Source organism: Bifidobacterium sp. LH_417 (genome assembly GCF_056357035.1).
Genome location: NZ_JBKEVI010000013.1, coordinates 29621 through 41903, shown reverse-complemented (window position 1 = coordinate 41903; position 12283 = coordinate 29621). Strand labels below are relative to the sequence as shown.

At 64.7% G+C, this 12283-nt stretch carries 11 protein-coding genes; 5 read left to right on the top strand and 6 right to left on the bottom strand.

The window, feature by feature from the left end:
• Window positions 1-121 precede the first annotated feature (121 nt).
• Entirely contained in the window at window positions 122-244 is a 123-nt protein-coding gene (locus tag AC1AYR_RS08360; RefSeq protein ID WP_476512281.1) for a hypothetical protein, read from the bottom strand.
• 473 nt (window positions 245-717) lie between these two features.
• Between AC1AYR_RS08360 and AC1AYR_RS08355 the strand changes: the two genes are divergently transcribed.
• A complete protein-coding gene (locus tag AC1AYR_RS08355) occupies window positions 718-882 on the top strand; it encodes a hypothetical protein (protein ID WP_476512280.1) in 165 nt (54 codons plus the stop codon).
• 68 nt (window positions 883-950) lie between these two features.
• Here AC1AYR_RS08355 and AC1AYR_RS08350 read toward each other — a convergent pair whose 3' ends face one another.
• Window positions 951-1562, bottom strand: coding sequence for a TetR/AcrR family transcriptional regulator (locus AC1AYR_RS08350; protein WP_476512279.1), 612 nt, complete (start codon window positions 1560-1562; stop codon window positions 951-953).
• Window positions 1563-1741: 179 nt separating this feature from the next.
• Between AC1AYR_RS08350 and AC1AYR_RS08345 the strand changes: the two genes are divergently transcribed.
• From AC1AYR_RS08345 to rhuM, 3 genes are all read left to right on the top strand, one after another.
• Window positions 1742-2032 (top strand): hypothetical protein, encoded by a 291-nt coding sequence (locus AC1AYR_RS08345; RefSeq protein WP_476512278.1) that lies wholly within the window; start codon window positions 1742-1744, stop codon window positions 2030-2032.
• Between the two features lie 94 nt (window positions 2033-2126).
• Window positions 2127-3737: an oleate hydratase gene (locus AC1AYR_RS08340; protein ID WP_476512277.1), complete on the top strand. Its 1611-nt coding sequence runs from the start codon at window positions 2127-2129 to the stop codon at window positions 3735-3737.
• A 42-nt stretch (window positions 3738-3779) separates the two neighbouring features.
• Complete coding sequence (gene rhuM / locus AC1AYR_RS08335) at window positions 3780-4121, top strand: RhuM family protein (RefSeq protein WP_476512276.1); 342 nt, start codon at window positions 3780-3782, stop codon at window positions 4119-4121.
• 3 nt (window positions 4122-4124) lie between these two features.
• On the opposite strand, the gene AC1AYR_RS08330 is transcribed toward rhuM, so the two are convergent.
• On the bottom strand, window positions 4125-5612 hold the full coding sequence (locus tag AC1AYR_RS08330) for an amino acid permease (protein WP_476512275.1): 1488 nt from the start codon (window positions 5610-5612) through the stop codon (window positions 4125-4127).
• Window positions 5613-5878: 266 nt separating this feature from the next.
• Here AC1AYR_RS08330 and AC1AYR_RS08325 point away from each other — a divergent pair, with 266 nt between their 5' ends.
• Window positions 5879-8920 (top strand): FtsX-like permease family protein, encoded by a 3042-nt coding sequence (locus tag AC1AYR_RS08325; RefSeq protein ID WP_476512274.1) that lies wholly within the window; start codon window positions 5879-5881, stop codon window positions 8918-8920.
• Here the strand turns inward: AC1AYR_RS08325 and AC1AYR_RS08320 are convergent.
• The 3 genes from AC1AYR_RS08320 to AC1AYR_RS08310 form a co-directional block, all read right to left on the bottom strand.
• Entirely contained in the window at window positions 8904-10178 is a 1275-nt protein-coding gene (locus tag AC1AYR_RS08320; protein WP_476512273.1) for a glycosyltransferase family 2 protein, read from the bottom strand. The genes AC1AYR_RS08325 and AC1AYR_RS08320 overlap by 17 nt on opposite strands.
• A 105-nt stretch (window positions 10179-10283) precedes the next feature.
• Complete coding sequence (locus tag AC1AYR_RS08315; RefSeq protein WP_476512272.1) at window positions 10284-10802, bottom strand: hypothetical protein; 519 nt, start codon at window positions 10800-10802, stop codon at window positions 10284-10286.
• Between the two features lie 274 nt (window positions 10803-11076).
• Window positions 11077-12249: an FAD:protein FMN transferase gene (locus tag AC1AYR_RS08310; protein ID WP_476512271.1), complete on the bottom strand. Its 1173-nt coding sequence runs from the start codon at window positions 12247-12249 to the stop codon at window positions 11077-11079.
• Window positions 12250-12283 lie beyond the last annotated feature (34 nt).

The window sequence follows — 12283 nt, the reverse complement described above, 5'->3', positions numbered from 1 at the left end:
GACGGGGGCCGTTGCGTCCTATGCCTCGGTGTGCCTCCATAAACAACGTGATAGTATTTGTAATGATATTAATAGTGTCGTGCGAGGTGAGCGTTCATTCCAGTGGCGAGCTAGGGTGTGTTTACTCTCGTTTGGTTGCGATGGTGTTGTTGAGGTGGATGGCGATGAGGACGAGTCTGCGGTTGGCGATGAAGGTCGTGTCGAGCCTGTCGTGGCGGGTGGCGGTCTTCCTGTAGTGCTTCATCCGGTTGAGGATGCGTTCCACGATGTTCCCGCCCCTGTATGCCTCCTTGTCGTACTCCCAGGGCGTCTTGCTTCCTCTTGGGCGGCACGACCGTGGCCAGGCCGAACGATTCGGCCGGCAGGCGGGTCGCCCTCGTAGGCGTGGTCCATGAGCGGCTTCGCCCCCATGAACGCGTCGAGCGAGGCCATCGAGGCGCGCCCGTGGGGCACATCCACAACAGGGCGTTGACGAACGTGTAGTTGCCGCCCACCACACCACAAAGAGCATCACGTCAGTCGGGATGACTATTTTTACGTTACGCAACCAAAAAAGGCGCATCGGCTTACGTTTTCCAACCATGAAGCAGCCGAAATCGCCGTCACGGTTCGTCGCCGAGGCAGGATCTGTGCCGGCGCGAGAAACGTCTGCTTTGTCGTCGGTGTCGCCGCCGGGGAATGGCCGGACCGCGGTCCATCGGAAAACCGTGATGATCGATGACGTTCCCGGCCGAACACTGCGGTGCGCGGCATGCTCGACGCGGCGGCCGAAGCCGCGACCAACGCGTTGCCGACATGGTCGAGCAGGGCAAGCAGACCGTTGATCAGGTTCGCGACGCGTTCGACACGATCAACTCCATTGTCGAGAAAATCCCCGGCTGATTCCCTGCGCGGAGCAGGCGGAGCCCAGTGAAAACAACGCGTTCATGAGCGCGGGCTTGGTGGTGCGTTCAAGCCCGGTTACGTTGTTGAGGATGAACATGGACATCCAGCATATCGACCGAGGCCAAGGAGACCATGCGTCCGACTTCCTTCGAGATATCGTCCATCGAACAGCCGAGGCTTCCCGCGAACCAGAGCTTGTAGAGATTGACGATGCCGCCGGCGAAGTAGTTGACGCGCAGTACGTATGAGCGGCGCTCGCGTATCGCGGCGGGGATCGCCGTGTCGCTGACCATGTGTTCGGCGAAGACCGTCTGGAGCTTGTCGAGGAACCCCGCGGCGCCACTGGCCTGGATGAGGACGCGATAGTAGTCGCGCTCGGCTTCGAGCTGACGGCCTATCCGCATGATCATCGGCGTGGGATCCCTGAGGAAATCCGCGGACCGGATATTGTCGAGCACGGTCATGAGTTTGGAGATCGTCTCATCCTCGATCTCCTCGATCACGCCACGCACGTCGGGATAGTGCGCATAGAACGTGGAGCGGTTGATGTCCGCGAGTCTGACGATTGCGGTGACGGTGATCCTATCGACATCGTTCGTGCGCAGCAGGTCGACGAGTGCCGTGCGTATGGCCTGCCGGGAGCGTCTCGCGCTGCGGTATTCCGCTTTCTGTGCCATGGAATCTCCTTAAAGGTCCGTCAATGCCGACGCCATTGTACAAAATCCGACAGATGTCCGTTTTTTAGTGGTTGTAGGAGCGTCTCATCGCCCATACGATGAACGCAACAGACAAAATCCAACACATGTTTGATATTGCGCAATGGTCTCATACCGCGCGATACGGAAAGGAACGAACCATGATCGACGGAACCTACAACGTGATCGTCCGCACCCCGCTGGGAGCCAGGAGGGGCGTGGTCAGCCTGAGCGACAAGGACGGCGTCCTGACCGCCACGGTCACCGTGAAGGGCAGGAGCCAGAACGCGACCGGCACCACGGACGGCTACGCCTTCGCGTTCGCAGGCAGGGCGAAGACCCCGGTGGGCATGCTCGACTACCGCATCGACGGCCGCGTCGAGGGCGACGACATCACCGCCGCGTGCTCGACGCCCAAGGGAGAATTCCCCATCACCGGCAAGCGGGCCTGAAACCGTCCGCGACATCGGGACGGCGGCGCAACCGGATTCCCCACACAACACGCACCGAACACATATCCGAACACCAACACGAAAGGACAACACCATGCTGGGCAACAACACACGCACCGACGACAAGCAGTTCTACTTCGTGGGAGCAGGCCTCGGCTCCCTGACCGGCGCCGCCTACCTGCTGCGCGACTGCGGCTTCGAGGGCCGCAACATCCACATCATCGAGACCCTGCCGGTCCCCGGAGGCTCGAATGACGGTGCCGGGGACGGCGACAAGGGCTGGGTGGCGCGCGGCGAACGCATGTTCTGCAAGCTCACCTACGAGAACTTCTGGGACATCATGGGGTCCATCCCCTCCCTCGAACACGAGGGCAACTCGGTGACCGACGACATGTTCGCCTTCGCCGAAACGCAGCCGGTCTACGCCCGCGCCCGCTTCGTGGGCGGAGACGGGGAGATTCTGCCGACCGACCACTACGGGCTCGACAAGAGCGAACTGATGAAGCTCGGCACCCTGCTCAAGGCCGACGAATCCGATCTGGACGAACTGACCATCGAGGACTGGTTCGGCGAGCGTGACTCCCACTTCTTCCACACGATCTTCTGGTACTGCTACGAATGCACGTTCGCGTTCACCCCGTGGACCAGCGTCATGGAATTCCGCCGCTACGTGATCCGTCTGCTGCCGCTCATCATGCGGCTTCCCACCGCCGAAGGCGTGGTCCTGACCCAACGCGACCAGTACGACGGCATCATCAAGCCGCTCATGAAGGTGCTCGAGGACGCGGGCGTCGAGTTCATCTACGACACCGGCGTCACCGACATGGACTTCGCCGACACGGACGGCATCACCGTGACCGCACTGCACACCTTGCGCTCCGACGGCACGCGCGGAGTCATCGCGATCCGCCCGCAGGACGACGTGGTCGCCACGCTCGGCTGCATGACCGACAACTCCACGCTCGGCGACACCGACCGCGCCGCCGTGGTGGATGATTCCTACCCGCAAAGCGCGACGCTGTGGCGCAACATCGCCGCCAAGAAAGCCGGGCTCGGCAACCCCGACGTGTTCTTCGGCCACCCGGACAAATCCAACTGGATGAGCTTCAACTGCACGTTCGCGGGCAACGCGCTCATGGAATGGCTGGAGGGATGGACGCACAACAAGACCGGCCAGGGCCTATCCACCACGTTCGTGGACTCCCCGTGGTTCATGGAGCTGAGGAATCCGACCCCACCGTACTGGGACAACCAGGACGAATCCCGCTCCTACCTGTGGATGTGCGCCTTCCACTGCGACGAACCCGGAAAGTACGTGAACAAGCCGATGTGGGAATGCACCGGACGCGAGATCCTCGAGGAACTCATCCAATCCCTGCCCATCCCGGACGATGTGCGGGAGCGAATCCGCGGCGAGGTGGTCAACGCGACCCCGGTCGCCATGCCGTACATCAACGCGCACTTCATGCCGCGCTCCACGGGCGACCGGCCGGACGTGGTGCCCGCAGGATCCACCAACCTCGGCTTCACCGGACAATACTGCGAGATTCCCGGCGACATCGTCTTCACTGAGGAATACTCGGTACGCGCCAGCCGCATGGCCGTCTACCGGCTGCTCGGCATGAAACGCGAAGTCACCCCGATCAAGCCGCTCAACTACGACATCCGCGTGCTCGGCGCGGTCGCACTGAACCTGCTCAAATAAGCCTGACGATAGGTAAGGGCATCGGCAGCATACCGATGCCCCATGTTCAAACCAAACCAGAGTACACACACCCTAGATGAGGATGCAACTGTCCGGAATATCCGGATAGTTCGTCAGGAGGGTTCCCGCGAGGTCTCGCGCGCGGTGTCGTTCTACAATCTCGACGCCATTATCGCGGTCGGATACCGCGTGAACAGCATGAAGGCCACGCGCTTCCGCCAGTTCAACGACTCCCCAATGTCCGACTTCGATGCGTTCGTGCAGGAGGTGGAACGCAAGGTTCGCTCAATGGACTGCCTTCCGCTCCTGTCAGCAACAATACGCGAATGGGGCACCGGCATGATTGTCGGTGCCCCATTCGGTTCGGTACGAAACCTCGCGTGATCCCTACTTCCTCGCCTGGGTGAGCTGGTAGGCGGCGAACAGGATCGCGAGCCAGATGACACCGGCAATCACGGCGACGCGGTAGCTGGGGGAGAAGCACATGAGCACCACGACCAGCGCGAGGAACGCGAGCACCACCCACGGCGTGACCTTCGCGAACGGCAGCTTGAAGTGGATCGCCTTCAGTGCCGCGTCGCCGCTCAGACCGGACAGATCGGTGTCCTCCGGAGCGCCACCGGCGGCCACCACACGGCGGAACTTCATCTCCGTGACCATGATCATCGTCCAGTTGATGATGCCGGCGATCGTCGCAATCGACATGAGATAGTTGAACGCGAACTCAGGCCACACGAACACGACGACCACGGCGATCGCGGTGATCACCGCGGAGGTGAGCACGCCGGCGACCGGCACGCCCTTCGCGTTCAGCTTGCCGAGGTACGCGGGCGCGTTGCCCTGTTTGGCGAGCGAGTACAGCATGCGCGAATTCGCGTACAAGCCGGAGTTGTACACGCTCATCACGGCGGTCAGGCACACGAAGTTGAGGATGCCGGCGGCCGCGTGCACGCCCACCGAATCGAAGATCTGCACAAACGGGCTGGACTTGCCGTCGATCTGGTTCCACGGCACGACGGCCATAATCACGCCGAGCGCACCGATGTAGAACACGAGGATACGCCAGATGATGTCGTTCGTGGCGCGCGGGATCGTGGTCTTCGGATCCTCGGTCTCGCCGGCCGTGATGCCGATGAGCTCGGTGCCGCCGAAGCTGAACATGACGACGACGAGCGCCATGAGCAGGCCCGTCCACGAGCCGTCCTTCGTCTGACCCATCAGGCCGTTCGGGAAGAATCCGCCGCCCACGGTGAACCAGTTCGCGAATGTCGCCTTCGCGCCCGACTCGGTCGGCAGCGCGAACACGATCACCGCGAGACCACCGAGGATCATCGCGATCACGGCCACGATCTTGATGATCGCGAACCAGAACTCGAACTCGCCGAACTTGCTCACGCCGAGCAGGTTCGCCGCGCAGATCACCACGAGGAACACGGCCGCCGACATCCACGTCGGAATCGCCGGGAACCAGTAGTTCACGAAGCTGCCCACCACGGCCAGCTCCACCATCGACACGAGGATGTAGTTGAACCAGTAGTTCCAACCGGAGATGAATCCGGCGCGCTTCGACCAGTAACGGGTCGCGTAGTAGCTGAACGCGCCCGCCTTCGGGTCCTCCACGCTCATCTCGCTCAGCGCGCGCACGATCATGAAGATCGCGAGTCCGCCGATCAGATAGGCGAGCAGAATCGACGGGCCGGCCAGCGCGATCGACTCGCTTGAGCCGTAGAACAGGCCCGTGCCGATGGCGCCGCCCAGTGCAATCAGCTGGATGTGGCGGTTCTTCAACGATTTGCGCAGCGTCGCGGGCACCGGCACATCGTCGGTCTCGCGCGGCTTCGTGGCCGTGGTCCCGGCCTTGTCTTCGGAAGCCATGATGTTTGCTCTCTTCTCTCTTGTCCTCGTAACTCGTGGATCGCGGGCGGTTCCGCCGCCGTATGCGGGTCGGCGGGCCGCCCGCCCATCGCGGGAGACCTTGTGGGCCGTGCGCGATGGCGTGCAACGAACGGTATTGTAGGCCGTCCGCCGGCACGGTTCGGTGATGCGTCCACGCGCGGCTGTGGAGGATCGCTGCGGCCCGGCGATTGCGTTTGCGTCCGCGGTCCGGCGTGGTGACAATGGAAGATACAAGGAGGTGCGTGATGTCACGGGCGTTTCTCAAGGACATGCTGCGCTGTTGGAGGCGTTCGTGGAAGCGGTTCGCCTCCATCGCGCTGATCACGCTGCTCGGCGTGGCCGTGCTCACCGGCATTTACGCGGGATGCCGCGACGCGTTCCTCGCTGCCGGCCGATTCTACGAAGCACAAGGGCTGCATGACATTCAGATCGTCTCCACCGCGGGCCTCACCGACGACGATGTGGCCGCGTTGCGTAAGGTGCGCGGCGTGGAGGCGGTCCAGGCGGAGCGTTCACGGAACGTGACCGTGAGCGTGCGCGGTTCGGACAAGACCGCGGTGGTACGCGAGATCGGCGATGCCGGGGATGCGGCAGCCGGGGACTCCACTGGACTCGATCGCCCGTATCTCCAGGAAGGGCGGCTGCCCCGGAAGGCCAGTGAGGTCGCCGTCACGAAGCAATTCCTCAACGACAGCGGTCTCGCGATCGGCGACCGGTTCACCATCACGCCGGAACCGACGGGCGCGACCGAGCCAACGGGAGCGGCCGGTTCGACTGATTCCGCGGCGCAAACCTCTGCCTCTCCCACAAAGCTCACCATCACCGGCGTGGTCGTCGACCCACGGGATCTCGCCAATCCGGATGGCTACGCCTCGAAGAACGCCTTCCGTTCCACCGCTTCCGACGACTACACGTTCTTCGCTACCACGGGTGACGCGACCGACACCGCTGACGTGTACACCTCGATCGTCCTGCGCGTGCGCGGTGCCGCCGGCCTCGACACGTTCTCCGACGCTTACGACGAGGCCGTGCGCACGGTGGCGGACCGCATCGAGAACAAGACCCAGCCCCAACGTCAGCAGGCCCGCCGCCAGCAGCTTATCGACGAGGCCCAGGCGAAGCTCGACGAGGCGCGCTCCGAGGTCGAACAGCGTTTCGCGGACGCCCAGACCCAACTCGACCGGCAACGTGCGCAGTTCAATGCCCAAGTTGATGAATTGGCGGGGTATCCTGTGGAATCCGCGGGGTATCCTGTGGAATCCGCGGGACAACCTGTAGGAAATTCCTCCCAATCTGCGGAGTACCTCGAAGTAGTCCGGCAATCCGTCATCGCGAAAAGCCCGGAATTGCAACAAGCCCAATCCCGGCTTGACCAGGCGCAAGCGGACCTCACCGCACAGAAGAAGGCCGCGATTCAACAGATCGATACCCAAACCGTACAGATCACCTCCCAGATTCCACAGGTTCGCTGGTATGTCACCACACGAAGCGACATCGGCGGCTTCAGCGCCTTCAAATCGGACATGACCTCGATCGAATCGATCGGCCGCGCGTTCCCCGTCGTGTTCCTGCTCGTCGCGGTGCTTATGAGCCTGACCACGATGGCCCGTATGGTCGAGGAGGACCGTGGCCTCATCGGCACGTACCTTGGCCTTGGCTACCGTGGGCTCGCCGTCGCCTCCCGCTACCTGCTGTTCGCGTTGCTTGCCTGCCTGATTGGCGGCGGACTCGGCCTGATCGCCGGGTTCCTCGGCATCCCCGCGTTTCTGCTCGTCGTGATCGAGGGCCTGTACACGTTGCCCGGCGCACGGCTCGAATACGACTGGCTCTACGGGTCGGCCGGCATCGCCCTGTTCGTGGTCGGCGTGCTCGCGGCCACCGCGATCGCCTGTCGTGGCGACATCCGCCACATGCCGGCCGAACTCATGCGCCCGAAGGCGCCGAAGGCCGGCGCGCGCATCCTCCTCGAACGCATCCGTCCGCTGTGGAGCCGCATGGGGTTCCTCAACAAGGTGACCGCGCGCAACATCTTCCGGTTCAAGTCGCGGCTCATCATGACGGTCGGCGGCGTGGCCGGCTGCACCGCGCTCATCCTGTGCGGCCTCGCCATCAACGACACGGTCGCCGCGATTGGCCCGAAACAGTACGACGGCATCTACCGGTACGACCTCATGGCCGTCTCCGCCGATGCGGACGCGGACGCCCTGCGCACGCGGCTCGCCGAAGACGGCAAGACCACGTCCACGCTGCGCATCCGCGTCGAAAGCGGTGAGATGGCGTCCGGTGGCACCGCGTCCGGCGATGCCGCGTCCGGCGGCGCTGCCGGTACGAACACCGCTTCCGCCTCTTCGGTCTCCTCCTCCAGTGAAACGGTCCAGCTTGTCGTCGTCCCCGAACGCTCGCTCAAGAAACTCAACACGATGATCGACCTGCGCGAGGCGAGCGACAGCGACCTCTACCGCTACAGCGGCGGCATGTTCGGTCGTTCCGGCGGCCGCGAGGTCACGCTCGACGATGCCGGCGTGATCGTCAGCCAGTCCGCGGCGAACGCGCTCGGCGTGCGCGCGGGCGGCACGGTCACGCTGCGCGGCGGCGGCATGACGCGTGCGAAGGCCCGCGTCGCCGCCGTCACGCGCAGCCTCGTCGGTTCGGACGTGTACGTCAGTGAGACGCTATACGAGCGTTTGTTCGATGATTCCGCCGATACGGCTGCCACCACCACTGCCGATGATTCCGCCGATTCCCCCGTCTGGAACGCCGTCTACGCGACGCTTAAGGGCGGCGACGCTGCCCAGGTCGCCTATGTCGACAAGCTCGCCGACGACCCGGCGGTCGTCAGCGCGGTCAGCACCGCCGAACTCGCCAGCGGATTCTCCTTCGACCTCATGGGTGCGGTCGTCGCGCTGATCGTCGGGCTTGCCGGCGCGCTATGCCTCGTCGTGCTGTTCACCTTGTCGAATACGAACATTTCCGAACGCGTGCGCGAGATGGCCACGCTCAAAGTGCTCGGATTCCGTCGACGTGAGATCCACCAGTATGTGAACCGCGAGATGCGCGTGCTCACGTGGATGGGTGTGGCGGTCGGCTTGCCGCTCGGCCGTTGGGTCGGAGGCCTGCTTACCGCCGCGCTCGGCATGCCGTCCCTCTATTTCGAGGTGGACTTGCGCCCGACGAGCTATCTCGCGGCCGCATTCGCGACGCTTGTCTTCGCCGAGTTCGTCGCCTGGCTCACCAAGCCGGTGCTCGACCGCGTCGACCCGGTCAGCGCCCTCAAGAGCGTGGAGTAGCGGTGTTGGTCGTGTCCGAGCCGGGTTCCGCCACGTCGGTCACGTCGGTCACGTCGGTGGAGCCGGTCACGTCGGCTTCGGTCACGTCGGCTTCCGTCATATCGGCATCGGCGGCATCGCCATCCCCGGCCATCCCGTCATCATCGATATGCACGTCCGCCGTCGTCCACGGCTTCCGATCGCGTTTGAGCATATCCGCGCGCAGCCAGTACATGCGATGCTCCACCTGGCGGATGACCTGCGTGGCCGTGCATTTGAGCCGCTGCGTGCGCGTGAGCCGCCCGGCAAGCCGCGACAACGTGAGCAGATCATCCTGATACGCCGCCCGATGCGCCTCCCGTACCTCCGGGTCCATGCCGGGCGCGTCGAAATCGTCCGCCGTCGTCTCCGCGTCGCATGCGCTCGCCAGCGTGTAGTAGCTGCGCGCCGGCAGGATGCCGTGCTTCACCGCCACGTCGAAATTGTGCGCCGCGGCGACGACCATGTCGTGATGGTAGCCGAATTCGCGTTCCGGCGGCTCGTCGCCCTCATGTTGGGACTGGTGGTAGAGCACCACGTCGATGTCGGCGACCTTGCCGACGCGCGCGTACAGCTCGCCGGCCGCCATCATCACGTGCGCGCTCGTGTCTTCCGGGAACCGCAGGTTCTCCCACAGCTCGTGCCGGTACAGCCGCCCCCAGCAGGAATCGTTGAAATACCGGGATTCCGTGTTGCGTCCGAATTCGGTGCCGACGAGCCGCAGACTCTTGCAGAACACGTTCTGGTAGGCGCGGAGCGCGTCGGTGAACACGGTCACGCGTTCCGGTTCGCGCACGCCTTCCGCCGTGGCCTCCGCCACGTCGTACAGTCGCGCGACGCCGAACTGCCGCCAGCGCGCCTTCGCGAGGTCCGCGTCGGTGCGCAGTGCGGCGTGCAGCAGCAGTTCGACGGCACGACGGTCGATGATGTCGTCGCTGTTGACGAAGAGTATCCACGCGCCGTCGGCGGCGTCGAGGCCCGCGTTGCGTGCCTTCGCCGCGCCGCCGTGCGTCTGGTGGATGACGGTGACGCGGTCGTCGCGCATGGTGTATTCGTCGAGGATGGCGGCGCTGGAGTCGGTGGAACCGTCGTCGACGAGGATGATGTCGAGCTGCGGATACGATTGCCTGAGGATTGAGTCGACGCAGTAGCGCACGTAATCCTCGGTGTCGTACACGGGCACGATGACCGAGACCAGCGGCGTGGTTCTCGGCGTGCCCGGCGGCGTAGTCAGCAGCATGTGGTGTGTGAGCCCCGGCTTTCTTTCTCGTTTGGTCGGCTCCAGTATGGCACGGCGGGCCTGAAAGTCGGCTGGAAGCCTCCGGGTCTCACACGACCGTCACGTTTATTCGGCGTCGCCTCCGATGGCCTTCGCCGCGGCGTCGAGGCCGCTGGTCGCGCTGCGCAGGTTCTCCGAGTAGTCGCGGATCGTGGTGATTGCCTCGTCCACGTCCTTCTGGGAGCCGTCGGGCGGGCAGGTGGGCGCGTCGCCCAGCTCGTCGACTTCGGCCTGCGCCGCCTTGAGATCCTTGAGCTGGGAGGCGTCGGTCTTGCTGTCGGCGTTCTTCATCACGTCGTCGACTTCGGCCTGCACGGTCTTGAGGGCGTCCTGGTGCGCTTCGAGCGCGACGAGCTGCGCCTTGCAGTTCTCCACGGATTCGGCGCTCGCCTTGCCGCCGCCCCAGGTGAGCGTGAACGTGGCGATGGCGGCGATCGTGACCGCCACGGCGACGATCGCGCCGATGCGCGCGTCTTTCTTCAGATTCTGCTGCGGCTGCTGCGACTGGTTCGGCTGGTTCGGCTGCTGTGCGCCGGTGGTTTCGGTGTTGCGGGGCTCGTCGTTCGGCACGTGCTGCTCTGTCATCGGGGGTGTCCTTCGTATCTCGTGTCGATCGGCCATCACGCCGGCGTGGCGTCGATGTCGCGTCGTGTTGTGGGGCCGGTATGCGACCGGCGGGCTGATAAGCCCAAGTGAGTATACCCGCTCGCCGCCGTGGCGCAACCAAATCCGCCCCGATGCCCGAAATTCGCGCGCAATGGTGAGACGGCGGGATTTCGCGGCTGTGCATCCGGGCCTTCGTGCTCGTCAGCGCCTGTGCGCCCGGGCCTGCGTTCCCATGCCGCAGGCGCGTCGCTGATCATGCGATGAACAGCGTGCCGGGGAATCCTGAGGAGACGACGGCGGTGTGGTCGGCGTTCAGCACGGCGCATTCGAACGCGAGACCTGGCGCGAGCGTCGTGATCCGCTCGTGCAGCTCGTTCGGCGTGGTGACGAACAGCGCGGTCGCCAGACCGTCGGCCAGCGCGGTCGGATAGGCGGTGAGGGCGGGGCCGGTGGTGTCGTCTCGGTGTGGGGAAGTGGCGGGCGAATCCTGCGTCTGCGATGCCTCCCGCGTGACTGTTTCACGTGAAACAGCCACGTCGTGCGGCATCGGCACGGTGGTCCACGTCGCGGCGACGTCGTCCACCGGGCGACCGTCGACCGCGTTCAGCAGATGGTGGACCGCGATCGTTTCGCTCTCGCCCGGGATGCGCGCGTTCCAGCGGCGGCGGCTCGGCGCGCTCGCGCAGAACGCGCCTCGCGCGACATCCGCCGTGCCGATCGCGCGGTCGGCGTCGGACGGGTCTTCAAGCGCGATGACGACCGGTTCGGCGGAGTCGTCGCGCGCACCCGCGTCGACGAACAGGTCGCCGCCCGCGTCGATGACGAAGGCGTCCGCGTGGTCGTCATGCAGCTTCTTTGCGATCAGGTCGACCAGATAGCCTTTGCCGCACGCGCCGAAATCCAGCGACACCGGTCGGCGTGTGACGAGCGTCGTGCCACGCTCGCCGGCGCGCGTCACGTCGTCGCGCCATGTCGCGCGACCGTGAATCGCGCCGAGATGGCCGGTCGCGTCCGGCGTCGTCGTGAACGAGTAGCGCGCGTCGTAGCCGAGACGGATGAGATCCTCGCCGACGCACGGATCGATGGCGCCGCCCGTCGCCTCGCACAGGAGATCGATCAGGTCGAGCAGCGGCGCCGCCCAGTCGGGGAATGTGAACGTGCCGCCATGCTCGGCGCGGGCCATCGCGGTGACGGTCGAGTCGGAGCGGAAACGCGACAGGGCCGTCTCGTAGTCGTCGATGAACATGTCGATGCCGTCGTAGCCGGACGGGCCATGATGGGTGCGGGCGAACTCCAGAATCGCGTCGAGATCGTCTCCCGACGGCGGCTGGGGGTCGAGGTCCTGTTCCGTCTGCACGATGATTCCTGTGCCCAGTGCGTGGGGGAAGCTCATCGTGTGCGGCATTCGTTCGGCAAGTGACGTCATGGATGCCCATTGTAGGAGCGAACGGGGCCGCATC

Coding starts and splice junctions, on each gene's coding strand:
- AC1AYR_RS08360 (WP_476512281.1), bottom strand. CDS start 244: ATGAAGCACTACAGGAAGACCGCCACCCGCCACGACAGGCTCGACACG.
- AC1AYR_RS08355 (WP_476512280.1), top strand. CDS start 718: ATGACGTTCCCGGCCGAACACTGCGGTGCGCGGCATGCTCGACGCGGC.
- AC1AYR_RS08350 (WP_476512279.1), bottom strand. CDS start 1,562: ATGGCACAGAAAGCGGAATACCGCAGCGCGAGACGCTCCCGGCAGGCC.
- AC1AYR_RS08345 (WP_476512278.1), top strand. CDS start 1,742: ATGATCGACGGAACCTACAACGTGATCGTCCGCACCCCGCTGGGAGCC.
- AC1AYR_RS08340 (WP_476512277.1), top strand. CDS start 2,127: ATGCTGGGCAACAACACACGCACCGACGACAAGCAGTTCTACTTCGTG.
- rhuM (WP_476512276.1), top strand. CDS start 3,780: ATGTTCAAACCAAACCAGAGTACACACACCCTAGATGAGGATGCAACT.
- AC1AYR_RS08330 (WP_476512275.1), bottom strand. CDS start 5,612: ATGGCTTCCGAAGACAAGGCCGGGACCACGGCCACGAAGCCGCGCGAG.
- AC1AYR_RS08325 (WP_476512274.1), top strand. CDS start 5,879: ATGTCACGGGCGTTTCTCAAGGACATGCTGCGCTGTTGGAGGCGTTCG.
- AC1AYR_RS08320 (WP_476512273.1), bottom strand. CDS start 10,178: ATGCTGCTGACTACGCCGCCGGGCACGCCGAGAACCACGCCGCTGGTC.
- AC1AYR_RS08315 (WP_476512272.1), bottom strand. CDS start 10,802: ATGACAGAGCAGCACGTGCCGAACGACGAGCCCCGCAACACCGAAACC.
- AC1AYR_RS08310 (WP_476512271.1), bottom strand. CDS start 12,249: ATGACGTCACTTGCCGAACGAATGCCGCACACGATGAGCTTCCCCCAC.